Below are 24,792 nucleotides of genomic sequence, written 5' to 3' on the forward strand. Positions count from 1 at the left end.
GCCGGATCTCTCGCGTAGGGCCGTGCCGGCGGCCCGCCGACACGTCGGCCCTCCCGATTGTCCGCCGCGCATCATGACACTGCCATGCGCGAAAACACCAGTTAATGAACTAAACGATCGGATCGGAACACGAAACAATTGCGGCGGTGCGCAACGCGCGCCGCGGCAGCAGCGGTGCGGCTGTTCAGGCGCCGGTGCTGCCGGTCGCGCGATGCGCGACGACGTTCGGACGATCGCCGCGCACGCCGAAGCGTGCGATCAGCGCGGGAATCGCGTCGGCCGGCACCGGGCGCGAGAACAGGAAGCCCTGCGCCTCGATTTCGCCGAGCGCGGACAGCCACGTGATCTGCTCCTCGGTCTCCGTGCCCTCGACGACGACGGTCAGCCCGAGCGAGCGCGCGAGATGCACGATCGACGACACCATCACGCACACGCTGCGATCGTTCGGGATCGCCTGCACGAACGAGCGGTCGACCTTCAGCGTGTCGACGGAGAAGCGGTGCAGGTACGACAGCGACGAATAGCCGGTGCCGAAATCGTCCAGCGCGATCCGGATGCCGAGCTTTTTCAGCGCGACGATCTTTTCGGACACGAGCTCCGGATATTCCATCATCGCGGTTTCGGTGATCTCGATCTCGAGCCGGTTCGCGTCGATGCCGGTGTCCTGCAGCGCCTGCGAGATCGTCTCGATCAGGTCGCCGCGCCAGAACTGCACGGGCGAGATGTTGACCGCGAGCGTCAGCGTGTCGTGGCCTTCGTCGCGCCAGCGCGCGATCTGCTCGCACGCGGTGCGGATCACGAAGTCGCCGATCGGCACGATCAGGCCGGTCGATTCGGCGATCGAAATGAATTCGTTCGCGGAGATGACGCCGTGCTCGGGGTGATCCCAGCGTGCCAGCGCCTCGAAGCCGGTGATCGTACGGTGCGTGAGGTCGATCTTCGGCTGGTACGCGAGGAACAGCTGCCCCTCGGCGAGCGCGACGCGCAACTGCTGCTCCCAGCGCATCAGGTGGTCGGCGCGGTGCGACAGGTGCGGCGCATAGAACTGGTAGCAGTTCTTGCCGGCGTCCTTCGCGCTGTACATCGCGAGGTCGGCCTTTTTCAGCAGGTCGATCTCGCTTTCGTTCGCGACGGTGTGCAGCGCGATGCCGATGCTCGCATGCAGCACGAACGAGCTGCCGCGTACGTCGAACGGCTCGCTGAACATCCGGATGATCGCTTCCGCGAGCCGCACCGCGCGCCGCTCGACGTCGTCGCCCTTCATCACGACCACGAACTCGTCGCCGCCGATGCGCGCGAGCGAGCCTTCGTCGTCGACCGCGTCGGCGAGGCGCGATGCGGTCATCTGCAGCACGATGTCGCCGGCGTTGTGGCCGAGCGTGTCGTTGACGGTCTTGAACTTGTCGAGATCGATGAACAGCAGGCCGAGCCGCGACAGGCTCGCGGGCATCGACACGTCGTTGCGCAGCCCGCGCAGCGTCGCATAGCGGTTCGCGAGGCCGGTGAGCAGGTCGTATTCGGCGAGCTGCGTCATTTCGCGCTCGCGGCCGAGCAGCTTGCCGATCAGGCCCGTCGCGACGCCGAAGAACGCGAGCATCGCGAGCGTGATGAAGCTCGTCATCAGCAGGTAGACGTTGCGCGTGTGCGTGTAGTCCGCGAACTCTTCCGTCTGCGACAGCCCGACCATCACGGCGAGCGGGTAGCCGTCGAGGTGGCGGTACGACACGATGCGCGTCACGCCGTCGATCGGATCGATGATCGTGCCGGTCACCCGCTCCGCGATCGGGTAGACGCCCGAGGCCGAAAACGCGCCCGGCGCGTTGTTGACCGACCCCGTGCGCCGCGCGAGCACCGCGCCCGTGTCGGACACGACCGCGATCACGCCTTCCTTGCCGATGGCCGCGTTGTTGTAGAAATCGTTCGTGAAGTAGCTCGGGTCTTCCGACACCACGACGATGCCCGCGAAGCTGCCGTCCGGGTTGTTCAGGCGCCGCGTCATCTGCAGCGTCCAGTGGCTCGACACGCGGCCGAGCACCGGCTTGCTGATGAACAGGCGATCATCGTTGTGCGCGAGGTGGACCTTGAAGTGCTCGCGGTCGGACAGGTTGATCGGCTGCGGATGGAGTTCGGCGGTGTTCGCGAACAGGATGCCCTTCGCGTTGACGAGCGACACCTGGATCAGCGTGTCGCTCGGCACGACGCCTTTCTCGACGGCGCTCGCGAGATTGAAGCGCGCCGGCGATTTCTCGAATTCGAACTTGACGAAGCGGGTGATCTGGTCGACCTGGTGGATCGCCTTGACCGTATGCTGCTCGAGCGCGGACGACAGGATCGCCGCGGAGGCCGCCGCTTCCTTGTACGCGCTGTCCTTTTCAACGGACAGACGCGCGATGATCACGGCCCACAGCAGCGCGAGCGCCAGCATCCCGAGCAGCGGGATGGCAAACAGCGCACGCCGGCGCGATTTGCGCGGCGCGCGCAGCGGCCGGTTCGGCGGCGTGTGGTTGGACCGGGCGGAACTCATCGAAGAGGGCGGCGTCCTGCTCGCGTGCGCCATCCGTCTGGATGGCCGGCTATGGTTCGGATTGTCCCGACGTCTGTTCGTTCGCGGGACGCGCAACCATGGACAGACCTCCGAAACAACGGATTAGGCCCGATATTACTGGCTGGAACGTTTTTGCGATAGTTGGGTGAAGCGTAGGGCGCCGGACGAGCCGGCGCCATCGCACATCGCGAAATGTCAGTCGGGTGACCGAAACGTGCCGTCGACGACCGTGACGACGCGGCCGCCGATCCAGGTCGTGCCGTCTTCGTCGTAGCTGACGAAGATGCGGCCGTCGCGGCCGATCGCCGTGCCCTGGCGGGCCGTATACGACGGGCCGGGGCGGCGTGCCTGGCGCGTCAGCAGTCCGGCCAGCGCGGCGTTCGCGCTGCCGGTGACGGGGTCCTCGCCGGGCGTGCCGAACTGGCCGCCTGTCATCAGGCAGCGGATCTCGAACGTCGCGGGGCCGCCTTCGGCATGCGGCGCGTAGGCGGCGAGGCCGTCCACGCCGTAACGCCGGGTGAGCGCGGCCAGCGCGGCCGGATCGGGCGACAGGCCGATGCACGCATCGGCCGACTTCAGCCGCACGACCAGCCACGGCGCGCCGTTGTCGACCGCGCACGGCTCGGCATCGAGGTCGAGCGCGTCGCTGCGCAGCGCGGCGGCCAGTACCGCGTAGTCCGAACGGTCGAGCGGCGTGACGCGTGCCGGCGGCGCGGCGAACGCCCAGCCGTCGGCCTGCTCGCGCAGCGCGACCCGGCCGACTCCGCACTGCTGGATCAGCCGGCCCGGCGTGCGCGGCCGCGCGCCGCTTTCGAGGAACGCATGCGCGGTGCCGAGCGTCGGGTGACCGGCGAACGGCAGTTCGCCGCCCGTCGTGAAGATCCGCACGCGATAGTCGGCTTCCGGATCGGTGGGCGTGCAGAGAAACGTCGTTTCCGACAGGTTCGTCCAGCGGGCGATCTCGAGCATGGCGTCGTCGCCGAGCGAATCGGCGTCGAACACCACGGCAAGCGGATTGCCCTTGAACGGCGCCGACGTGAACACGTCGACCTGCTTGAAACGAACGAGACGGCCGGACATCGCGATGTGCCCGTTACGCGACTTCGGCGATCAGTTCGATCTCGACGCACGCGCCGAGCGGGATCTGCGCGACGCCGAATGCCGAGCGCGCATGCTTGCCCGCGTCGCCGAACACTTCCGCGATCAGCTCCGACGCGCCGTTCGTCACGACGTGCTGTTCGGTGAAGTCGAGCGTCGAGTTGACGAGGCTCATCAGCTTGACGATGCGCGTGACCTTGTTCAGGTCGCCGGTGTGCGCGTGCAGCGTCGCGAGCAGGTCGATCGCGATCGAGCGGGCGGCGGCCTTGCCGTCTTCCGTTTGCAGATCCGCGCCGAGCTTGCCGGCCCAGACCTTGCCGTCCTTCTTCGCGATGTGGCCGGACAGGTAGACCGTGTTGCCGCTTTGCGCGCTCATCACGTAGGCGGCAGCCGGGGCGCCGGCGGTCGGGAGTTCGATGCCGAGCGATTTCAGTTTGTCGTAGACGTTAGCCATGTGTTCGATTCCTCGTAGAGAGTCGTGACAGGAAAAAGGGGATCAGAGGCGCTCGCGCAGCAGCTTGCCGAGGCGCGCGACGCCTTCCTCGATCTTCTCGGGCGGCACCGTCACGAACGACAGGCGCAGCGTGTTCTGCTGCGCGTTCTCCGCGAAGAACGGCGCGCCCGGCACGAAGGCGACGTGGTTGTCGACGGCCGCGGCGAGCAGCTTCATGCTGTCGATCTGCGCGGGCAGGTTCACCCAGATGAACATCCCGCCTTCCGGGCGGTTCCACGTGACGCCTTCCGGCATGTGGCGCGCGAGCGCGCCGAGCATCGCGTCGCATTGCGCGCTGTAGAGCGCGCGGATCGTCGGGATGTGCTCGTCGAGGAAGCCGTCCTTGATCACTTCGTGCGCGATGCGCTGCGTGAGCGTCGGCGTGTGCAGGTCGGTGGCCTGCTTGGCCTGCACGAGCTTGAAGTGGAGTTCCTCGGGCGCGATGATGTAGCCGATCCGCAGGCCCGGCGCGAGCACCTTCGAGAACGTGCCGAGGTGCACGACGTGGTCGGGCGCCATCGACAGCATCGTCGGCAGCGGCTCGCCCTGGTAGTTCAGCGCGCCGTACGGATCGTCCTCGAGCACCGGGAACGGGCTCGTCTGCGCGAACGCGGCGAGCGCGCGGCGGCGCTCGACGGGCAGGCGGCGGCCGGTCGGGTTCTGGAAGTTCGGCTGCGCGTACAGCAGGCGCGCGCCTTGCGTGAGTCCGGGCGTGAGGCCTTCCGGCAGCAGGCCCTGCTCGTCGGTCGGCACCTGCACGTAGCGCGGCTCGTACAGCGAGAACGATTGCAGCGCGCCGAGGTAGGTCGGCGTTTCGACGAGGATCGGGCTGTTCGGGTCGATCAGCGCCTTGCCGAGCAGGTCGAGCGCCTGCTGCGAGCCGGTCGTGATCAGCACCTGCGACACGCGCACGCTGTAGCGCTCGGCGATCCATTCGCGCAGCGGCAGGTAGCCTTCGGTCGCGCTGTACTGGAGCGCGGCGGCCGGCGCGTCGCGCAGCACGCGGTCGGCGGCGGCGCGCATGCGTTCCGCCGGGAACGTCGCGGGGGCGGGCAGGCCGCCGGCGAACGAGATGACCTCGGGGCGTTCCGTGACCTTCAGGATCTCGCGGATCGCAGAGCTCGTCAGCTTGCGGGCGCGTTCGGAAAGCTGCCAGTGCGGCGGATGCAGGTCGCTCGGATTCATAGTCTCCTCGTTCGGATATCGTGGTCAGTCAAGAAAGGTCGTTCGGGCGAATCGCTTCGACGCCGCCGGGTGGGCGAGCGCGAACGCGATGAAGCCTTCGCGGCCGGGTGGGCAAACCGATCAGGCAAAACGTCCATTATGGCGCAGCTGTTCAGCCGGCGCGAGCGGGACGCGGGGCCGTGGCGACCGCCGAGCGGCGCCCGAGCACCACGGTCGCGATCACGGCGGCCGCGAACAGCCACGTCGACGACGTGACCGTTTCGCCGAACAGCAGCGCGGAAAAGGCGATCGTGAAGAAAATCTGCAGCAGTTGCACCTGGCCGACCCGCGCGATGCCGCCCATCGCGAGCCCCGCATACCACGCGAAAAAGCCGATGAATTGCGAAAAGAGGGTCACGTAGCCGAACGCGAGCCACGTGCGCAGCGCGAGCGGGCCCGGATGCGCGGCGTGCTGCATCCACGCGAGCCAGCCGACCGGCAGCACGAGGACCGGCGCCGACACGACGAGCGCCCAGCAGATCACCTGCCAGCCGCCGATCTGGCGCGCGAGGCGCGCGCCTTCCGCATAGCCGAGCGCGCCGATGCCGACCGCGACGAGCATCAGCGCGTCGCCGGCCTGCACGGTGCCGCCACCGTCGCGCAGCGCGAACGCGATCACGAGCGCGCTGCCGGCCACCGCGCTGGCCCAGAACGCCTTCGACGGCCGTTCGTGCGACAGCCAGGCCGCATACAGCGCGACGAACAGCGGCTGCAAGCCGTTGACCACCGCGCCGTGCGAGGCGGGCACCGATTTCATCGCCCAGGCCGAGAACACCGGATACGCGATGATCACGCCGGCCGACGTGATCGCGAGGCTTTTCAGTTGCGCGCGGCTCGGCAGCGGCTCGCGGCGCCACCACAGCAGCAGGCCGGCCGGCACGGCGGCGGCGAGCGCGCGGCCGAGCCCGTTGAGCAGCGGATTGAGCTCGGATACGACGATGCGCGTCATCGGCAGCGTCAGGCTGAAGATCATCACGCCGATGAGGCCGAGCAGCATGCCCCGGGTTTCGCGCGAATTCATGTCGTGGGTGTCTCCGTCGTGCAGGTCGTTGTCGTCGGGAAAGCGGCGGGGCGGTCAGCGCAGCGTGCGTGCGCCGTGCGGCGTGTCGAATTCGGCGGCCAGCGCCGGCGGACCGTCGGTCGATTCGAGGTCGAGCAGGTGCGCGGCGCCGAGCCAGTCGAGTTGCTCGCGGACCGTATCCGCGTGCGGGTGGACGCCCTTGAGCGCCTTCAGCGCGACGCCGTCGGCCGGCAGCGATTCGGCCGGATGACGCGGGCTGTCCCACTGGATCAGCGACGGCACGAGGCCGTCGCCGGCGCCTTGCCATGCGGGGAAGCTGCCGTCGTCGGGCACCGTGAGGCCCCAGCTCAGGTCGCCGCGCCGCATCGCGACGACGGGCGCGATGCGCGCCGGGTACTGGCGCTGCCACAACGCAAGCTGGCGCGGGCGGTCGACGCGCGCCACCCAGTGCGCGAGAAACGGGCCCTGCGCGAGCCGCGCCTGGAGCGCCGGATCGTCGAGCCCGAACAGCCGCGCGCGCGGCGGCTTCGTGCCGTCGTCCGGCGCGGGCGCATCGGGGTCGATCGCGATTACTTCGAGGTAGAGCCCGCCCCACGCGCCGAACAGCGCATTGTGGGTCCGCATCAGCGGATGGCGGCCGCCGCCGGCCGGCTCGATGCCGAGTGCGTCGGCGACATGGCGCACGCCTTCGTCGAGGGTGCGCGCGGCAATCACGAGATGGTCGAGTGTCAGGGAGCGGGCTGGCATGAGCGTCGGTCGGGAAGCGAAAGTGTCATGGTAGGCGGACGGCGGGCCGGGCGGCGCCGGACCGGCCGGCGCACCCGGCCGCGAAGCGGGCCGGCGGGCGCAGCGCCAGGTGCGGCGGGGCCGCAACGGCGGCCGCACGATCGCCATTCCGGTCAACTGTAATCGTCGCTACCGGCACAGTAACGGTACAATCGGCGCGATAGCCTTCGGTACAGTTGGAGCTGCCGCCCATGTCCACCGTCCCACTCGCCCAGATTCCCGCGCCGCACGACACGGCCACGCTCACGCTCGTCGACCAGCTGGTCCAGTGGGCGCGGCGGCGTATCGACGAACGCGTGTTCCGTCCCGGCATGCGCATGCCGTCGATCCGCAAGCTCGCGCTCGACAAGAGCGTGTCGCGCTTCACCGTCGTCGAGGCCTACGAGCGCCTCGTCGCGCAGGGTTACCTCGACTCGCGGCGCGGCTCCGGCTTCTACGTGCGCGAGCGCACGGGCGCCGGCCCGCAGCCGGCCGACAGCGTCGCGCGGGTGGCCGAGGCCGCGCCCGTGCACAACACGATCGACGTCGTCTGGCTGCTGCGCAACATGCTGCATACCGTCAGCCCGGAGAAGGGTCCCGGCCTCGGCTACCTGCCGGGGCGCTGGCTCGACGGCGAGCTGATCACCGGCGCGCTGCGCGCGCTCGGGCGCCAGTCGGGCGCGCAGATGCTCGGTTTCGGCACCGCGCAGGGTTTCCTGCCGCTGCGCCAGCAACTGCAGACGCGTCTCGCCGAAGTCGAGATCGGCGCGAAGCCCGAACAGATCGTGCTGGTGTCGGGCATCACGCAGGCGATCGACCTGATCTCGCGGATCTACATGCGCCCGGGCGATGCGGTGATCGTCGGCGATCCCGCGTGGTTCCAGATGTTCGGCCGTTTCGCGGCGCAGGGCGCGCAGCTCGTCGGGATGCCGTATACGCCCGACGGCCCCGACCTCGACGCGCTCGAAACCCTGGTGCAGATGTGGCGGCCGAAGATGCTCGTGATCAATTCGGTGCTGCAGAACCCGACCGGCACATCGCTGTCGGCCGCGCAGGCGTTCCGGATCCTCAAGCTCGCGGAGGCCTACGATTTCCTGGTCGTCGAGGACGACATATACGGCGACCTGTGCCCGCCCAGCTATCCGGCCACGCGCCTCGCGAGCCTCGACCAGCTGAAGCGCGTGATCTATCTCGGCAGCTATTCGAAGACACTCGCGGCGAACCTGCGGGTCGGCTACGTCGCGTGCGCGCCGGAAATCGCGAAAGCGATCACCGACCAGAAGATGCTGGTCGGGATGACCACGCCCGAGCTCAACGAGCGCGTGTTGTACAAGATCCTGACCGAAGGGCATTACCGGCGCCACGTCGAGCGGCTGCGCGCCCGGCTCGACGGCGTGCGCGACAAGACCGCGCGGATGCTCGAGCGCACCGGGCTCGGGCTCTTCACGATGCCCGCGGCCGGGATGTTCCTGTGGGCCGACACGGGCGTCGATTCGGACGCGCTCGCGGCGGTCGCGCACGAAGCCGGCTTCCTGCTGACGCCGGGCAGCTTGTTCTCGCCGCAGCAGTCGCCGTCCACGTGGATGCGCTTCAACGTCGCGAACTGCGGCGATCCGGCGCTGCCGGGGCTGCTGGCGAGCTATATCGACTCGGCGGTGCGGCGCGCGTCGTGACGCGGCGCGGCAAGGCCGGCTCTTGAAATTGTCCGAGCCGTCCCCAGATACGCGCGCAAACCGCCGGCGCCAGGCGGTCGTCCCACACGGGCCGTCCCACACGGGCCGTCCCGGACGCGCCGTCCCGGACGCGCCGTCTTTCGCGGGGCCGCCGGCATCGCGCGCCGGGCGCCGGCGTCACCCCTTTTCAGTTCTAGTAAGAGGAAACAGCATCCATGGCACACGAAACGATGAGCTTTCAGGCAGAGGTCAAGCAACTCCTCCACCTGATGATCCATTCGCTCTACAGCAACAAGGAAATCTTCCTGCGCGAACTGGTGTCGAACGCGTCCGACGCGGCCGACAAGCTGCGTTTCGAGGGGCTCGCGGACAACGCGTTGTACGAGAACGATCCGAACCTGCGCATCCGCATCGGCTACGACAAGGCCGCGCGCACGATCACGATCGACGACAACGGCATCGGCATGAGCCGCGACGAGGCGATCGCGAACCTCGGCACGATCGCGCGGTCGGGCACCAAGGAATTCTTCACGAAGCTGTCGGGCGACCAGCAGAAGGATGCGGCGCTGATCGGCCAGTTCGGCGTGGGCTTCTACTCGGGCTTCATCGTCGCCGACAAGATCACCGTCGAGACGCGCCGCGCGGGCCTGCCGGCGAACCAGGCCGTGCGCTGGGAAAGCGCCGGCGAGGGCGATTTCACGATCGACGCGATCGAGCGCGCGCAGCGCGGCACGACGATCACGCTGCACCTGCGCGAAGGCGAGGACGACCTGCTGTCGTCGCACCGCCTGAAGTCGATCATCCAGAAGTACTCCGACCACATCGCGCTGCCGATCCTGATGCGCAAGGAAGAGTGGGATCAGGAAAAGGGCGAGATGGTCCTGAAGGACGAGGACGAAACCGTCAACCAGGCGAGCGCGCTGTGGACGCGTTCGAAGAGCGACGTCACCGACGAGCAGTACACGCAGTTCTACCAGCACATCGCGCACGATCACCAGGATCCGCTCACGTGGACGCACAACCGCGTCGAGGGTCGCAGCGAATACACGCAGCTGCTGTTCGTGCCGGCGCACGCGCCGTTCGACCTGTGGAACCGCGACTATCGCGGCGGCCTGAAGCTGTACGTGAAGCGCGTATTCATCATGGACGACGCCGAGCAACTGCTGCCGCAATACCTGCGCTTCGTGAAGGGCGTGGTCGATTCGGCCGACCTGCCGCTGAACGTGTCGCGTGAAATCCTGCAGGAAAGCCGCGACGTGAAGGCGATCCGCGAGGGCGTGACCAAGCGCGCGCTGTCGATGCTCGAGGAACTCGCGAACGCGGAAGAGGATGCCGGCAAGGAGAAGTACAAGACGTTCTGGGGCGCGTTCGGCCAGGTGCTGAAGGAGGGCCTCGGCGAGGATCACGCGAACCGCGAGCGCATCGCGAAGCTGCTGCGCTTCGCGTCGACGCACGGCGACACCGACGCGCAGGACGTGTCGCTCGCCGACTACGTGTCGCGCATGAAGCCCGAGCAGAGCAAGATCTACTACGTGACCGCCGATACCTGGCAGGCCGCGAAGAACAGCCCGCATCTCGAAGTGTTCCGCAAGAAGGGTGTCGAGGTGCTGCTGCTGACCGACCGCGTCGACGAATGGATGCTTTCGTTCCTGCACGAATTCGACGGCAAGCCGCTCGCGAGCGTGGCCCGCGGCGATCTCGATCTCGGCGAGCTGAACGACGAGGAGAAGAAGGCGCAGGAGCAGGCCGGCGAGGCGATCAAGCCGGTCGTCGAGAAGATGAAGGAAGCGCTCGGCGACAAGGTGAAGGAAGTGCGCGTCACGTTCCGCCTGACCGATTCGCCGTCGTGCCTCGTCGCGGACGACAACGACATGAGCGGCTATCTGCAGCGGATGCTGAAGGCGGCCGGCCAGAACGCGCCGGCGATGCAGCCGATCCTCGAGATCAATCCCGAGCACGCGCTCGTGAAGCAGCTGAACGCCGACAGCGCCGATTTCGGCGACTGGTGCCATCTGCTGTTCGATCAGGCGCTGCTGGCCGAAGGCGGCATGCTCGACGACCCGGCGAGCTTCGTGAAGCGGACCAACGCGCTGCTGCTGTCGCGCGCCGCGTGAACGCGCGCATGCGATTCGACGGCGCCCAGGCCGGCTGGCGCGAGACGCCGCGGCCTGGCTGCACGCTCGACCAGCGCGACTGGCTGACGCGCGGCGGATCGCTGACCGCGCACCTCGCGCGGCTCGGCCGCGTGAACGTGCGCGTGACGCGCGAGGCCGTCGATTCGCCGTGGTTCGACGAGCCGGACGCGCTCGCCAGTTCGCCGCGCGCGCCGATGTGGGTGCGCGAGGTGATCCTGTCGGTCGACGGCACGCCGTACGTCGCCGCGCACAGCATTGCGCCGCTTGCGGCCAGCAAGGGGGTGTGGCAGGCCATGCGGCGGCTGCGCACACGGCCGCTCGCGGAGCTGCTGTACAGCGATCCGCAGGTCGAGCGCTCGGCGCTCGTGAGCCGGCGCGTGATCGCCGGTCATCCGCTGTATGCGCTCGCGAGCCATGCATTGCAGGGCGCGCGTGCGCCGCATGCGTTTGCCGCGCGCCGCTCGGTGTTCCAGCGTCACGGCAAGCCGCTGATGGTCACCGAGTGCATGCTGCCGGCGCTGTGGCGCCATCTCGCCGCGCACGGCGACGGGCCGCGGTCGGTCGGGCCGCACGGAGGCGCGTGATGCTGCAGGGCTTTCCGCCGGTCGTCGCGCCGCATACGCACACGATGATTCTCGGCAGCTTTCCGGGCGAGGCGTCGCTCGACGCCGCGCAGTACTACGCGCATCCGCGCAACCAGTTCTGGCGGCTGCTCGGCGCGGTGCTCGGCGAGCCGACGCTGCATGAACTGCCGTACGACGCGCGGCTCGCGCGCGTGCTGTCGCACGGCATCGGCATCTGGGATGTGCTCGATGCGTGCCATCGTCAGGGCAGTCTCGATTCCGCGATTCGCAATGCGAAGCCGAACGACTTCGCGTCGCTGCGCGAGCATGCGCCGTTGCTGAAGCGCGTGTGCTTCAACGGCAAGACGGCGGGGCGGTTCGCGGACGTGATCGGCCAGGCCGGATACGAGACGCTCGTGTTGCCGTCGTCGAGCCCGGCGAATGCGATGCTGTCGTTCGAGCAGAAGCTCGCGCAGTGGCGCGCGATCGCCGTTCGATAGCGTCGCGTCGGAGCGTCGCCGCGCTAGCCGGGCGACTGTCGTACGGCAACCGAGGTTCTCGCGTCAGCCGCGCGCGGATGCAAGGCGCGGTAGACGATCAGGATCAGCAAAATCGGCAACAGGACGGCGCCCGGTTGTCCCATCGCGGGCTTGAACACGAAGAAAAACGAGAGGCCCGGCAGGACCCACGCCAACGTCATGACCGCATGGTCCACCCGCCCGAGCGCGCGGGTTGCCCGGTCATACCTGCACATGTAAATGATCGCGAGCAGCAGCCACGCGAGATCGTAGTAGACGAGGTACGGCTGGGTCAGCAGCGTCGCAACGATCGCCGCCGCCGCGCACAGGTCGGCATGCTTCTTCCTCGCCCATAGACCCGCGGTCGCAACGACGGCCGGTATCGCGACGGCCGCCTGCACGGCAAAGGCGGTCGGCAGGCTGGCGCCCGACCGTCGCGACATCGCGAACGGCGTCGGCATCGCGTTCCAGATTCCGCCCGCGTTGTTCGCCAGGATCAAGTGGCTGAACCACGACAGCGTGTCGAAAAAACGCATCCACGGCGGCACGCCGAGCACCAGCGCGCTGACCGCGCAGAACAGCGCGGCCGTGACGGCCATCGCGCCAACCGCGCGGACATGTCCACCGCAGAGGAACAGCACCGGGAACAGGAGCGCGAGCTGCGGCTTGATGACGAGTAGGCCAGCGCATACGCCGGCGACGACCGGACGTCGTTCGAGCCATCCCAGTGCGCCGGCGGCGCACGCCAGGGTCAGCAATGAATTCTGGCCGCAGATCGTCGTGACCCAGATGCCGGGGAACGCGACGAGCGCGATCCACGGCAGCGGGCGATCCTTCATCGCGAGCGTGCACGCCGCCAGCGCGACAGCGATGCCGATGCCGACGAACAGGCCGTACGAAGCGGCGTAGGGCAGCAACGCCAGCGGATACACCAGCAACTGGAAGGTCGGGGGATAAACCCACGGCGCGGCGATCCGCGCGGGCGGCCAATCCGGCAGCAAGCGGGCTTCCGCCGCGAACATCTGACGAAGGTCGAAGGCAGCGAGCGGCCCGCTGTGGAGCGACACGAAGGACGCGCTCCAGAAAACCCGGAAGTCGATGCCGGGAGGCGGCACGCCGGGGAGATGCAGCACCCAGCACGAAAATGCCCAGATACCCAGCAACGCGAGCTGAAACAGCAGGATGGCCGCGCTGTACAGCACGAGCCGCTCTCGGGAGAGCCATCCCCGGCGATCTGGCGATGCGTGGTCCGTCGCAGTGTGCGTCATGGCCGCTATGAGCCTCCCCGAATGCCGTTTCAGTTTGGCATAGGTTCGGTCGACCGAACGGCCTTTTTATTGCAAGAAAGTAAATGACCGGTCACGTCTGCGAATCAGGCTGGCGGCGGGTTCGTGGATTTCGACGGTCGTCGTATCAGCAGTCGAATGGACTGGGACATCGGCACGTACCGGCCGCAGGCACGCATGGCGCCCGTCGCGCGCCGTTGCCGGCGACGCTCAATCGTCGTTGCCCCAGCGCCACCGCGGTCTCTCGCCCTTGATCCAGCACACCGCGGTGAGCAGGGCGACCAGCACCACGATGCACGCGCCGTACGCGACCGGCGAGCGTTGCGGCGGCAGCAGCCACGCGCTCGCGACGATCCCGAACGCGAACAGCAGCAGCACGACCCAGCCCTGCCACGCCACCGGCAATCCCCATCCCCAGCCGTAGCGCTTCGCTGGAAACCAGATCTTCCTGTCGTTCGAGGTCATGCGCGCTCCCGTGATCCGCAAGTGCAGCGTAGCGCCGACGTGATTCGGCGTCACGCAGGGCCGCGCGTTCGTCGCGGCCTCCGTCTCCCACCAATGCTATCCTCTCGTCCGCTCATCCAGCGTCACCCAGCGAGATTCAATCATCATGACCCGACTGATCAAGCGCGCGTCCGCCGAGGCGCGCGCGTTCAAGCAACGCAAGGCGTCCGCCTACAACGGCTCCGAAAAACTCCAGCCGCCGCGCGTGAAGCGCCGCCCGGACATCGACGAGCACGACGACGTGCCGGTGCTCGAAGCGCCGCGCAAGCCGCGCTTCGCGCCCGTTACGTTCTCCGAAGAAGGCGGCGTGCGCTTCCTGCACTTCGGCACCGAGTGGGTGCAGGGCGCGATGCGGATCTCGAAGCCGCTGCACATCGAGCTTGAATACGCGCAGCAGATGATGGCGTGGCTGCTGTTCCTCGAAACGCCCGAGCGGATCGTCCAGCTCGGGCTCGGCACCGGCGCGCTGACCAAGTTCTCGCACCGTTTCCTGCCGCACGCGAAGGTCGAGGCCGTCGAGCTGAACCCGGCCGTGATCGTCGCCGCGCGCACGATGTTCGCGCTGCCGCCCGACGACGCGCGCCTCGTCGTGCACGAAGCCGACGCCTGGGACTTCGTCAACGACCCGGCCAACCGCGGCACGACCGGCGCGATCCAGATCGACCTGTACGACGCGACCGCGCGCGGCCCCGTGCTCGACAGCGTCGCGTTCTACCGCGCGGTGCGCGGCTGCCTGGCCGATGCCGGCATCGCGACGATCAACCTGTTCGGCGATCATCCGAGCTTCGTGCGCAACATGAAGCACCTGAACGCGGCGTTCGATCACCGCGTGATCGCGCTGCCCGAAGTGCACGACGGCAACCGCATCGCGATCGCGTTTTCGGGCCCCGCGCTCGACGTGCCGTTCGCGCAGCTCGACGCCCGGGCGAAGCTGATCGAGGACACGCTGAAGCTGCCCGCGCGCAAGTGGGTGAAAGCTTTGAAAGCAACGACCGGCGCACGCGACACCGCGTTCGCGATCTGACGCCGGATGCACCGGCGGCAGGCCGGTGCAACCCGCGACAAGGGGCGGATCACCTCGGGTTCGCCCCTGCTTGACCGCGTGCTCGCGGCTCCTATACTGGCGCGAAGCCAGGGGAGCCGCAGCCTACCCGTTTTGCCGCTCCTCTCGGTGCCGTACCCGCTCAACAAGATCGATAACCGGGAAACAAGAGGAGACGTCATGGCTCACGATGCCGACGCCAACCGGGCCGCCAAGCGCTGGCTCTGGCTGCTGGTACTGCCGCTGATCGCGATGGTCTGGGTGCCGTCGTACAGCAAGATCGAACCGCAATGGCTCGGTTTTCCGTTTTTCTACTGGTACCAGTTGCTTTGGGTCTTCATCAGCGCGGTGATCACCGCGTTCGTGTATTTCAAGACCAAGAACGCGTGGAAGGCGAGCGGCACGCAAGGAGGTGCGCAATGAATCTCGGCGCGACCTTCGTCTTCGTCCTGCTGTTCATCGGCGTCACGATCCTCGGTTTCCTGGCCGCGAACTGGCGGCGCGGCGATCTCGCTCATCTCGACGAATGGGGCCTCGGCGGACGCCGCTTCGGCACGATCGTCACGTGGTTCCTGCTCGGCGGCGACCTCTATACGGCCTACACGTTCGTCGCGGTGCCCGCGCTCGTATTCGGCGCCGGCGCGATGGGCTTCTTCGCGCTGCCGTACACGATCCTGATCTATCCGTTCGCGTTCGTCGTGTTCCCGAAACTGTGGAGCATCGCGAAGCGGCACGGCTACGTGACGGCCGCCGATTTCGTCAACGCACGCTACGGCAGCCGGATGTTGGCGCTTGCGATCGCGGTGACGGGCATCGTCGCGACGATGCCGTACATCGCGCTGCAACTGGTCGGCATCGAGGTGGTGATCGGCGCGCTCGGCTTCGACACGACCGGGTTCGTCGGCGATCTGCCGCTGATCATCGCGTTCGCGATCCTCGCCGCGTACACGTACACGTCGGGGCTGCGTGCGCCCGCGATGATCGCGATCGTGAAGGACGTGCTGATCTACGTCACGATCGCGGCCGCGGTCATCGTGATCCCCGCGAAGCTCGGCGGCTTCGGGCACATCTTCTCCGCGGTGCCGCCCGCGAAGCTGCTGCTGAAGGCGCCGGACGCGACGAGCCTGAACGGCTACAGCGCGTACGCGACGCTCGCGATCGGCTCGGCGCTCGCGCTGTTCCTGTATCCGCACTCGGTCACGGCGATCCTGTCGTCGTCGTCGGGCAACTCGATCCGCCGCAACATGGCGATGCTGCCCGCGTACTCGTTCGTGCTCGGCCTGCTCGCGCTGCTCGGCTACATGGCGCTCGCCTCCGGCGTGAAGGACATGCCGCAGTACGCGCCGTACTTCAAGGCGTTCGGCCCGAACTTCGCGGTGCCCGCGCTGTTCCTCGAGTATTTCCCGTCGTGGTTCGTCGGCGTCGCGTTCGCGGCGATCGGCATCGGCGCGCTGGTGCCGGCGGCGATCATGTCGATCGCGGCCGCCAACCTGTACACGCGCAACATCCACCGCGAGTTCGTGAACCGCAACATGTCGCACGACCAGGAAACGCACGTCGCGAAGCTCGTGTCGCTGATCGTGAAGGTCGGCGCGGTGGCGTTCATCCTCGGGCTGCCGCTGACCTACGCGATCCAGCTGCAACTGCTCGGCGGGATCTGGATCATCCAGACGCTGCCGGCGATCGTGCTCGGCCTGTACACGCGCGTGCTCGACCATCGCGGCTTGCTGGCCGGCTGGGCGGCCGGCATCGTGTGCGGTACGTGGATGGCGATTTCGCTGAAGCTGGCCAGCTCGATCTTCACGATCCACCTGTTCGGTCTCGCGATCCCCGGTTATGCGGCCGTGTGGTCGCTGGTCGTGAACCTGGTGGTATCGGTGGCGGTGAGTGTGCTGGTGCGGGTGATGGGCATGGCGCATGCGGAGGATCGCACGCGGCCGGAGGATTATCTGGACGTCGTCGAGGGCTGATACGGCCGGTGCACGGCCGCTCGCCGCGCACGACGCATTACGTGGCTGCCCGGCAACGAAAACGCCCGCCACCGCAAGGTGGCGGGCGTTCGTTTTGCGTCAGCCCTGCGCGCGTTTCGCGAGATCCTCGCGCTGCGACAGGTCCTCGACGTTGACCATCCAGTGCACGCCGAAACGATCCTTCGCCATCCCGAAGCCGAGCGCCCAGAACGTCTTGCCGAACGGCATCGTCACTTCGCCGCCGTCGGCGAGCGCATTGAACAGCTTCTGGCCTTCGTCGACCGTCGCCGGGTTCAGCGACAGCGAATAGCCGGCGTGCGCGGCGCCCGCCGGCTGGCTGCAATCGCCGTCCGAGCACATGATCATCGAGTCGCCGATCGTGAAGCTCGCGTGCATGACCTTGTCGGCCATCTCCGGCGACATCGGGTAATCGGGATTCGGCGGGGCGTCCTTGAAGTGCATCTTGAACATCGTCTTCGCGCCGAGTGCCTTTTCGTAGAACTGAAGGGCTTCGTCGGCGCGACCGTAGAACGTCAGGTACGGTTGAACTTGCATCGTTGTCTCCTGGGATGAGCCGTGCCGGCGCGGCGGCGCTGGCACGGCGTCGTGCAAGACTGACTGGGGGGAAAGGGTGCATCGGGAGGCGGCCGTCGCACCCGTGACGTGGATTGTAGTGCGCGCGCTTGACGATGGAATGAAAAATAAAAACGGCCGCGAACATCACGTTCGCGACCGTGTGCAGCAAGTGCTGACGGCTGTTGTCAGTCTTGCTGACAGCCGCTGACGCGCGGCATGGCTCAGCGCAGCGCGTCGATCAGCTTCTCGAGCTTCACCGCGTCGGCGGCGAACACGCGGATGCCTTCGGCGAGCTTTTCGGTGGCCATCGCTTCGTCGTTCAGCTGGAAGCGGAACGACGCCTCGTCGATCGCGACGCGCTCGGCCGGCTTGTCCTGCAGCGTGTCGGGCGACAGCTTGCGCGCGACCGTGTCGTTGCTCTCCTGCAGCTTCTGCAGCAAATCGGGACTGATCGTCAGCAGGTCGCAGCCGGCGAGCTCGATGATCTGGCTGGTCGTGCGGAAGCTCGCGCCCATCACTTCGGTCTTGTAGCCGAAGGTCTTGTAGTACGTGTAGATGCGGCGCACCGATTGCACGCCCGGATCGTTCGCGCCGCCGTCCCGCGCTTCATTCCAGTCGGCGCCGGCCTGTTTCTTGTACCAGTCGTAGATGCGGCCGACGAACGGCGAGATCAGCTGCGCGCCGGCTTCCGCGCACGCGGCGGCCTGCACGAGCGAGAAAAGCAGGGTCATGTTGCACTTGATCCCTTCCTTCTGCAGCACCTCGGCCGCGCGGATGCCTTCCCACGTCGACGCAAGCTTGATCAGGATGCGTTCGCGGCCGACGCCGGCTGCTTCGTACAGCTTGATGAGCTCGCGACCCTTGTCGATCGAGCGCTGCGTGTCGAACGACAGGCGCGCGTCGACCTCGGTCGATACGCGGCCCGGGATCAGCTTCAGGATTTCGGTGCCGAATGCGATCAGCAGGCGGTCGATGATGAAATCGGTGCTTTCGTTGCGATGATCGCGGACGGTTTTCTCGAGGATCGGCTTGTACGCATCCTTCTGGACGGCCTTCAGGATCAGCGACGGATTCGTGGTCGCGTCCTGCGGCTTGTATTGCGCAAGCTGCTGGAAGTCGCCCGTGTCGGCGACGACGGTCGTGTACTGCTTCAGCTGGTCGAGTGCGGTAGTCATGGCGATTCGAAAGAAGCGCGCGGGGCGCCGGGTTCTCACGGGCCGCGCGAGCGCGGCGGCGAAGCGAAGCGGCGCCGGGCGCCGCCTCCGATCCATCATTTTAGGCCCGATTCGTGTCGAGCACGTTTTGGCGTGCCGGGGGCGCGCCGCGGCGGCCGGCGAGCCGCGTCACGCGGGGCGCCGCGCGTTCAGGATCACCTGCGTGACGACGCCCGCGACGAGCCCCCAGAACGCCGGGCCGATCGACAGCAGCGTGAGGCCCGACGCGGTCACCATGAACGTGACGAGCGCCGCTTCGCGCTGCTTCACGTCCTGCATCGCGTTCGCGAGCCCGCTCATGATCGAGCCGAACAGCGCGAGCGCCGCGACCGACACGACGAGCGCCTTCGGCAGCGCCGCGAACAGCGCGGCGATCGTCGCGCCGAAGATGCCGGCGATCAGGTAGAACGTGCCGCACCACACGGCGGCCGTGTAGCGCTTCGTGTGATCCTCGTGCGCTTCGGGGCCGGTGCAGATCGCGGCCGTGATCGCCGCGAGGTTCACGCCGTGCGAGCCGAACGGCGCGAGCAGCAGCGACGCGAGGCCGGTCGTCGCGATCAGCGGCGACGACGGCGTCGGATAGCCGTCCGCGCGCAGCACCGCGATGCCCGGCACGTTCTGCGACGCCATCGCGACCACGAACAGCGGAATGCCGATGCTGACGATCGACGCGATCGAGAACGCGGGCATCGTGAACACGGGTTGCGCGAGCGCGATGTGGAAGCGGCTGAAATCGAGCAGGCCGAGGCCGCCGGCCACGGCCGTGCCGACGATCAGCGTCGTCGGAATCACATAGCGCGGCGCGAGGCGCTTGACGATCAGGTAGGTGAAGAACATCGCGAGCACCAGCGCGGTCTGGAACTGCGCGGCGCGGAAGATCTCGATGCCGATCTCGAACAGGATGCCCGCGAGCAGCGCCGCCGCGATGCCGGCCGGAATGCGCTTCATCAGCGTGTCGAACAGCCCGCTCACGCCGACGGCCGTCAGCAGCAGCGCGCACACGACGAACGCGCCGATCGCCTCGGGGTAAGGCACACCGGGCAGCGACGCGATCAGCAGCGCGGCGCCGGGCGTCGACCATGCGACCACGACGGGCGCGCGATAGCGCAGCGACAGGCCGATGGTCGTCAGCGCCATGCCGATCGACAGCGCCCAGATCCACGACGAGATCTGCGCATCGGTGAGGTGGGCGGCGCGGCCGGCCTGGAACATCAGCACGAGCGAACTCGTGTAGCCGGTCATCATCGCGACGAAGCCGGCGACGAGCGCGGACACGGACGTATCGGCGAAAAAGCGGCGGCCGCCGGCGCGGCCGGCGCTCGCGGTGGGCGAAGGGTTCATGCAATCTCCGGGGCGGCCGCTCGGACGCGGCCTGTGTATCTGCGGGTGGGTGTCGTTACTTGCTGAGTGCGCGCATCGCGGTTTCGAGGCCCGCGAGCGTGAGCGGATACATGCGCTGGCCGAGCACGTCGCGAATGATCGCGATCGATTGCCGGTACTCCCATAGCCGCTCGGGCTCGGGGTTCAGCCAGGCATGATGGGGGAACTGGTCGGCGAGCCGGCGCAGCCACACGGCGCCGGCTTCCGGATTGTTGTATTCGACCGAGCCGCCGGGCTGCAGCACTTCGTACGGGCTCATCGTCGCGTCGCCGACGAAGATCAGCTTGTAGTCGGGCGTGAACTTGTGCAGCACGTCCCACGTCGCCGTGCGTTCCGCGTGGCGGCGGCGGTTGTTCTTCCACAGGTGGTCGTACACGCAGTTGTGGAAGTAGAAGAATTCGAGGTGCTTGAATTCGGCCTTCGCGGCCGAGAACAGCTCTTCGGTGCGCTTGATGTGGTCGTCCATCGAGCCGCCGACGTCGAGCAGCATCAGCACCTTCACGTTGTTGTGGCGCTCGGGCACCATCCGCAGGTCGAGCCAGCCTGCGTTCGCGGCCGTGCTGCGGATCGTGCCGGGCAGGTCGAGCTCCTCGGCGGCGCCTTCGCGCGCGAAGCGGCGCAGCCGCCGCAGCGCGACCTTGATGTTGCGCGTGCCGATCTCGACCGAATCGTCGTAGTCGCGGTACGCGCGCGCCTCCCACACCTTCACCGCGGTGCGGTTGCCGTTCGACGGGCCGCCGATGCGCACGCCTTCGGGGTTGTAGCCGCCGTGCCCGAACGGCGACGTGCCGCCCGTGCCGATCCACTTGTTGCCGCCTTCGTGGCGCTCCTTCTGCTCGTCGAGCAGCGCCTTCAGGCGCTCCATCAGCTTGTCGAGCCCGCCCATCGCGTCGATCTGCGCCTTCTCCTCCGGCGACAGCTCGCGCTCGAGGCGCTTCTCGAGCCAGTCGAGCGGGATGTCGAACGCCTCGGACGGCAGCGTGGACACACCGTGGAAATATGCGCCGAACGCCTGGTCGAACTTGTCGAAGTACTGTTCGTCCTTGACGAGCGTCATCCGCGCGAGGAAGTAGAACGCGTCGATCGACGGCGAGATCAGCCCGGCCTTCAGCGATTCGAGCAGCGTCAGGTATTCCTTCACCGAGACGGGCAGCTTGGCTGCGCGCAGCGCGTAGAAGAAATTGAGCAGCATGGCCGGGCCTTCGGGGTGGGGGAGTTACCGGTTGTGCCGGTTCATGTAGACGAGCCGTTCGAGCAGGCTCAGATCCTGCTCGTTCTTCAGCAGCGCGCCCGCGAGCGGCGGCACGATCTGCTTCGCGTCCGCGCCGCGCAGCGCGTCGGCCGGGATGTTCTCGGCGAGCAGCAGCTTCAGCCAGTCGAGCAGTTCGGACGTCGACGGCTTCTTCTTCAGGCCCGACACGCCGCGCAATTCGAAGAAACTCTCGAGCGCCGCGCGCAGCAGCTCCTCGCGGATGTCGGGGAAGTGCACCGCGACGATCTTCTGCATCGTCGACGGGTCCGGAAACTGGATGTAGTGGAAGAAGCAGCGGCGCAGGAACGCGTCGGGCAGCTCCTTCTCGTTGTTCGACGTGATGATGACGAGCGGACGGTGCTTCGCGCGCACCGTCTCGCGCGTCTCGTACACGTGGAATTCCATCCGGTCGAGCTCGCGCAGCAGGTCGTTCGGGAATTCGATGTCGGCCTTGTCGATCTCGTCGATCAGCAGCACGCTCGGGCGCTCGGCGTCGAACGCCTGCCACAGCACGCCCTTGACGATGTAGTTCGCGATGTCCTTCACGCGCGCGTCGCCGAGCTGCGAATCGCGCAGTCGCGACACGGCGTCGTATTCGTACAGGCCCTGCTGCGCCTTGGTGGTCGACTTGATGTGCCACTGCAACAGCGGCATGTCGAGCGCGGCGGCCACTTCCTCGGCGAGCATGGTCTTGCCGGTGCCGGGCTCGCCCTTGATCAGCAGCGGGCGTTGCAGCGTCAATGCGGCGTTGACCGCGAGCTTCAGATCGTCGGTGGCGACGTACTGCGAGGACCCTTCGAAACGCATGGCGGCGCTCTTCTTCATCGGGAAAAAAACCCAGTATAAGTCAGAAGGGCTGTCCGGTTGGGCCGCGCCCGCGTATCGTTGCGGGGCTGCGGCGGGGCGAACCGGGGCGCCGTATGGACGCGTTCCCCGCCGACGCGGTACAATCTGGCCGTTTTTTTTGGCCTGCGTGGCGATCCGATAAGCAAAACGGCGCGGGCCGTTGCCGCTTTGGCGCCAGTTTCCCCTCAAGCTAGGTTACAAGAGCTATGAACAAATTCGTCGGCAAACACGTCGTTGTCGCAGCGCTCGTGGCGCTCGCGGGCAGCGCGCAGGCGGCCGGTGTGGTCGGCAACCCGAAGGACGGGGCGAGCAAGGCCGCCATGTGCATCGGTTGCCACGGCATCCAGGACTACCGCGCGGCGTACCCGGAGGTCTACCGGGTGCCTGTCCTCGGCGGCCAGAACCAGCAATACCTCGAGAACGCGCTGAAGGCCTACCGCAAGAAGGATCGTCACTTCCCGTCGATGAATGCGATCGCCGGTTCGCTGACCGACCAGGACATCGCGGATCTGTCGGCGTACTACGCCGCGCAGAAGGCCGACACGAAGGACAATCCCTACAAGTAAAGCGCGCGCCGCCGATCTCTCCGGCGGGACAGGAGCATTCATGAACAACGCATTCAAGACGGCGGCGGTTGCACTGGCGGCCGGCCTCGCGATCGGTACCGCGCACGCCGCGGACATCTCGAAGGGCAAGGAACTGGTCGAGTCGCACAATTGCGCGGCCTGCCACGGCGCGCAGCTGAACAAGCCGATCAACGCGGAGTACCCGCGCCTCGCCGGCCAGCACGCCGACTACCTCGTGTGGGCGATGCGCCAGTACCAGATGGGGCTGACGAATCCGCTGCTCGGTCGCAACAACGCGATCATGCAGGCGCAGGTACAGAACCTGTCGGTCAGCGACATGAAGGACATCGCGTCCTACATCGAGTCGCTGAAGGAAACCGACCTCGTGTTCAAGAAGTAAGCGCGACGGGCCTCGCGGGCTCACGCAGCAAGAATGCCCCGCCTCGGCGGGGTATTTTTTTGTCCGCGGTCCGGTGCGGGCCGATGTGCCGGCCTCGGGGCGTCAGTCGCGCGACGCGCGGCGCAGGATGCGCTGCAGGTACGCGTCGGTATCGGGCGGCGTGTTGGTGCGCTGCGCTTCCCAGATCGTCTCGCCGAGGCATTCCATGATCGCGTGCTGCGCGTCGTGGGTCGAGTCGAGCTTCGCGGCCAGCTTGTCGTGCGCGGCGCGGATGCCGGGCGGCTGGTCGATCGACAGCTGTTCGCTGATCGCGAGGTGCATCGACAGGTGCAGGAACGGATTGGTCCGGCCTTCCTCGGGCGTGTAGTTGCGCGCCGCCGCGCCGTCGGCGTCGGCCAGTTCGTCGTGGTATTCGGGATGCTCGACGATCCAGTCGGCGGCAATCGCTTCCAGCGGCGTCAGGATCTCGCCCGCGCGCTGCTTGCGCCAGGTCTCGGTGAAAAAGCGACGCACGTCGTCGCGGCTTGGATTGAACATGGTGGGGAAACGTCGTGATTCGGGCGGCTCATGCCGCGTCGGGCATTGTACGCCGGAGCGGCGCACGGCGCTGGCGGCGGCCCCGGCAGCGGTCGAGGCGGTGTTGCGCCCGCCCGCCGCGGAACGGGTAAGCGCGGGTAGGCTCGCCGCCGCCGCGCCGCTACACTCCGACGATTCCCGTCACGGCGCGTTGCCGCCCGTTTCGTCATGACCGCCACCGTCCGCCCATCGTCCGCGGCCCTGCAGGGCGCGCTCTACGTCGCGTTGTCCGCCGCCGCGTTCGGCGCGATGGCGATTTTCGGCCGCTATGCGTATGCGGCCGGCGTCGACGTGCTCGGGCTGCTGATCGTGCGCTTCGCGATTGGCGGCGCGGTGCTCGCCGCGATCGCACGGCAGCGCCGCGTCGCGTGGCCGCGCGGGCGCGCGCTCGCGCCGCTGGTGACGATGGGCGCGCTCGGCTACGTCGGGCAGTCGTTCTGCTATTTCAGCGCGCTGCAGCACGCGCAGGCGAGCCTCGTCGCGCTGCTGCTGTACCTCTATCCGGCGTTCGTCACGCTGCTGGCCGCGTGGTGGCTCGGCGAGCGCCTGACGCGCGCGAAGGCCGTCGCGCTGGTGCTGTGCGTCGCGGGTTCGGCGCTGATGGTCGGCGGCGGGCACGGCGAGCCGCTCGGGATCGCGCTCGCGCTGGCCGCCGCGGTGATCTACTCGCTGTACATCGTCGGCGGCACGAAGGCGACGCGCGGCGTCGATCCGCTCGCGACCACCGCGATCATCTGCCTGTCGGCCAGCGCGACGCTCGTCGCGATCGCCGTCGTGCGAACGGCGGCGTTCGGCGCGCCGCCGCGCTGGCCGGCGACGGCCGGCGGCTGGGCGTCGATGCTCGCGATCGCGCTGATATCGACGGTCGCGGCGATGCTCGCGTTCTTCGCCGGGCTCGCGCGGCTCGGGGCCGCGCGCACGTCGATGCTGTCGACGCTCGAGCCGGTCGTGACGGTCGCGCTCGCGGCGCTGCTGTTCGGGGAGGCATTGTCGCCGCTGCAATGGGCGGGCGGCGTCGCGATTCTGGCGGCCGTGCTGGCGCTCGTGCGCGCGGGCGGCGCGGCGGCCGACGACGCGACGGCGACGTCCAACGCGTAGTCGGGAAAGGGGGCGGGGACTGCGACGGCCCGCGGCGCGGGCCCGTC

General features: G+C 67.8%; 24 protein-coding genes. 10 read left to right on the top strand and 14 right to left on the bottom strand.

The window, feature by feature from the left end; translation table 11 throughout:
- Nucleotides 1-184: 184 nt before the first annotated feature.
- From H0X91_RS27625 to H0X91_RS27650, 6 genes are all read right to left on the bottom strand, one after another.
- Nucleotides 185-2,524, bottom strand: a complete 2,340-nt coding sequence (locus tag H0X91_RS27625; RefSeq protein ID WP_196433529.1) for a bifunctional diguanylate cyclase/phosphodiesterase — start codon at nucleotides 2,522-2,524, stop codon at nucleotides 185-187.
- 216 nt (nucleotides 2,525-2,740) lie between these two features.
- Entirely contained in the window at nucleotides 2,741-3,625 is an 885-nt protein-coding gene (locus H0X91_RS27630) for a PhzF family phenazine biosynthesis protein (RefSeq protein ID WP_048984612.1), read from the bottom strand.
- Between the two features lie 13 nt (nucleotides 3,626-3,638).
- Nucleotides 3,639-4,097 carry a RidA family protein gene (locus H0X91_RS27635; RefSeq protein WP_006478174.1) on the bottom strand — a complete coding sequence of 153 codons (459 nt, stop codon included), beginning with the start codon at nucleotides 4,095-4,097 and terminating at the stop codon, nucleotides 3,639-3,641.
- A 42-nt stretch (nucleotides 4,098-4,139) separates the two neighbouring features.
- Nucleotides 4,140-5,321 carry an aminotransferase-like domain-containing protein gene (locus H0X91_RS27640; protein ID WP_006497073.1) on the bottom strand — a complete coding sequence of 394 codons (1,182 nt, stop codon included), beginning with the start codon at nucleotides 5,319-5,321 and terminating at the stop codon, nucleotides 4,140-4,142.
- Between the two features lie 151 nt (nucleotides 5,322-5,472).
- Nucleotides 5,473-6,381, bottom strand: a complete 909-nt coding sequence (locus tag H0X91_RS27645; RefSeq protein WP_080330812.1) for a DMT family transporter — start codon at nucleotides 6,379-6,381, stop codon at nucleotides 5,473-5,475.
- Between the two features lie 54 nt (nucleotides 6,382-6,435).
- Entirely contained in the window at nucleotides 6,436-7,128 is a 693-nt protein-coding gene (locus H0X91_RS27650; RefSeq protein ID WP_006494064.1) for a VOC family protein, read from the bottom strand.
- A 230-nt stretch (nucleotides 7,129-7,358) separates the two neighbouring features.
- Here H0X91_RS27650 and H0X91_RS27655 point away from each other — a divergent pair, with 230 nt between their 5' ends.
- From H0X91_RS27655 to H0X91_RS27670, 4 genes are all read left to right on the top strand, one after another.
- Nucleotides 7,359-8,819 carry an aminotransferase-like domain-containing protein gene (locus H0X91_RS27655; protein ID WP_006483766.1) on the top strand — a complete coding sequence of 487 codons (1,461 nt, stop codon included), beginning with the start codon at nucleotides 7,359-7,361 and terminating at the stop codon, nucleotides 8,817-8,819.
- 215 nt (nucleotides 8,820-9,034) lie between these two features.
- Nucleotides 9,035-10,933, top strand: coding sequence for a molecular chaperone HtpG (gene htpG, locus H0X91_RS27660; protein ID WP_006497068.1), 1,899 nt, complete (start codon nucleotides 9,035-9,037; stop codon nucleotides 10,931-10,933).
- An 8-nt stretch (nucleotides 10,934-10,941) separates the two neighbouring features.
- Entirely contained in the window at nucleotides 10,942-11,538 is a 597-nt protein-coding gene (locus H0X91_RS27665; protein WP_006497067.1) for a chorismate--pyruvate lyase family protein, read from the top strand.
- Nucleotides 11,538-12,017 (top strand): DNA-deoxyinosine glycosylase, encoded by a 480-nt coding sequence (locus tag H0X91_RS27670; protein ID WP_006490664.1) that lies wholly within the window; start codon nucleotides 11,538-11,540, stop codon nucleotides 12,015-12,017. The genes H0X91_RS27665 and H0X91_RS27670 overlap by 1 nt, the downstream gene beginning before the upstream one ends.
- 23 nt (nucleotides 12,018-12,040) lie before the next feature.
- On the opposite strand, the gene H0X91_RS27675 is transcribed toward H0X91_RS27670, so the two are convergent.
- Both H0X91_RS27675 and H0X91_RS27680 read right to left on the bottom strand, forming a co-directional pair.
- A complete protein-coding gene (locus H0X91_RS27675; RefSeq protein ID WP_084750518.1) occupies nucleotides 12,041-13,237 on the bottom strand; it encodes a glycosyltransferase family 87 protein in 1,197 nt (398 codons plus the stop codon).
- Nucleotides 13,238-13,531: 294 nt separating this feature from the next.
- Nucleotides 13,532-13,786, bottom strand: a complete 255-nt coding sequence (locus H0X91_RS27680; protein WP_006497065.1) for a hypothetical protein — start codon at nucleotides 13,784-13,786, stop codon at nucleotides 13,532-13,534.
- A 145-nt stretch (nucleotides 13,787-13,931) separates the two neighbouring features.
- Here H0X91_RS27680 and H0X91_RS27685 point away from each other — a divergent pair, with 145 nt between their 5' ends.
- The 3 genes from H0X91_RS27685 to mctP all read left to right on the top strand — a co-directional run bounded on the left by H0X91_RS27685 (nucleotide 13,932) and on the right by mctP (nucleotide 16,837).
- The gene (locus H0X91_RS27685) at nucleotides 13,932-14,849 is read left to right on the top strand and encodes a spermidine synthase (protein WP_034201486.1); all 918 of its coding nucleotides are present in this window, start codon (nucleotides 13,932-13,934) and stop codon (nucleotides 14,847-14,849) included.
- Nucleotides 14,850-15,047: 198 nt separating this feature from the next.
- On the top strand, nucleotides 15,048-15,290 hold the full coding sequence (locus tag H0X91_RS27690; RefSeq protein WP_006490660.1) for a DUF3311 domain-containing protein: 243 nt from the start codon (nucleotides 15,048-15,050) through the stop codon (nucleotides 15,288-15,290).
- Nucleotides 15,287-16,837 carry a monocarboxylate uptake permease MctP gene (gene mctP, locus H0X91_RS27695; RefSeq protein ID WP_080322647.1) on the top strand — a complete coding sequence of 517 codons (1,551 nt, stop codon included), beginning with the start codon at nucleotides 15,287-15,289 and terminating at the stop codon, nucleotides 16,835-16,837. The genes H0X91_RS27690 and mctP overlap by 4 nt, the downstream gene beginning before the upstream one ends.
- 99 nt (nucleotides 16,838-16,936) lie before the next feature.
- On the opposite strand, the gene H0X91_RS27700 is transcribed toward mctP, so the two are convergent.
- The 5 genes from H0X91_RS27700 to H0X91_RS27720 form a co-directional block, all read right to left on the bottom strand.
- Entirely contained in the window at nucleotides 16,937-17,392 is a 456-nt protein-coding gene (locus H0X91_RS27700; RefSeq protein ID WP_006490663.1) for a VOC family protein, read from the bottom strand.
- Between the two features lie 242 nt (nucleotides 17,393-17,634).
- A complete protein-coding gene (gene tal, locus H0X91_RS27705; RefSeq protein ID WP_012492750.1) occupies nucleotides 17,635-18,588 on the bottom strand; it encodes a transaldolase in 954 nt (317 codons plus the stop codon).
- 168 nt (nucleotides 18,589-18,756) lie between these two features.
- The gene (locus H0X91_RS27710; protein WP_084750515.1) at nucleotides 18,757-19,968 is read right to left on the bottom strand and encodes a benzoate/H(+) symporter BenE family transporter; all 1,212 of its coding nucleotides are present in this window, start codon (nucleotides 19,966-19,968) and stop codon (nucleotides 18,757-18,759) included.
- Nucleotides 19,969-20,023: 55 nt separating this feature from the next.
- Nucleotides 20,024-21,199: a vWA domain-containing protein gene (locus H0X91_RS27715; protein WP_006497060.1), complete on the bottom strand. Its 1,176-nt coding sequence runs from the start codon at nucleotides 21,197-21,199 to the stop codon at nucleotides 20,024-20,026.
- A 24-nt stretch (nucleotides 21,200-21,223) separates the two neighbouring features.
- On the bottom strand, nucleotides 21,224-22,066 hold the full coding sequence (locus H0X91_RS27720) for an AAA family ATPase (protein WP_021033334.1): 843 nt from the start codon (nucleotides 22,064-22,066) through the stop codon (nucleotides 21,224-21,226).
- 245 nt (nucleotides 22,067-22,311) lie between these two features.
- Here H0X91_RS27720 and H0X91_RS27725 point away from each other — a divergent pair, with 245 nt between their 5' ends.
- Nucleotides 22,312-22,671: a c-type cytochrome gene (locus H0X91_RS27725; RefSeq protein ID WP_006478192.1), complete on the top strand. Its 360-nt coding sequence runs from the start codon at nucleotides 22,312-22,314 to the stop codon at nucleotides 22,669-22,671.
- Between the two features lie 40 nt (nucleotides 22,672-22,711).
- Complete coding sequence (locus H0X91_RS27730) at nucleotides 22,712-23,071, top strand: c-type cytochrome (RefSeq protein ID WP_006490657.1); 360 nt, start codon at nucleotides 22,712-22,714, stop codon at nucleotides 23,069-23,071.
- A gap of 102 nt (nucleotides 23,072-23,173) precedes the next feature.
- Here H0X91_RS27730 and H0X91_RS27735 read toward each other — a convergent pair whose 3' ends face one another.
- Nucleotides 23,174-23,608: a DUF1841 family protein gene (locus H0X91_RS27735; RefSeq protein WP_006490655.1), complete on the bottom strand. Its 435-nt coding sequence runs from the start codon at nucleotides 23,606-23,608 to the stop codon at nucleotides 23,174-23,176.
- Nucleotides 23,609-23,815: 207 nt separating this feature from the next.
- Here H0X91_RS27735 and H0X91_RS27740 point away from each other — a divergent pair, with 207 nt between their 5' ends.
- Nucleotides 23,816-24,745 (top strand): DMT family transporter, encoded by a 930-nt coding sequence (locus H0X91_RS27740; RefSeq protein ID WP_034201487.1) that lies wholly within the window; start codon nucleotides 23,816-23,818, stop codon nucleotides 24,743-24,745.
- The last annotated feature ends 47 nt before the right edge of the window (nucleotides 24,746-24,792 follow it).

The sequence above is a fragment of the Burkholderia sp. 9777_1386 genome (genome assembly GCF_015712265.1).
Lineage (GTDB): Bacteria > Pseudomonadota > Gammaproteobacteria > Burkholderiales > Burkholderiaceae > Burkholderia > Burkholderia cenocepacia.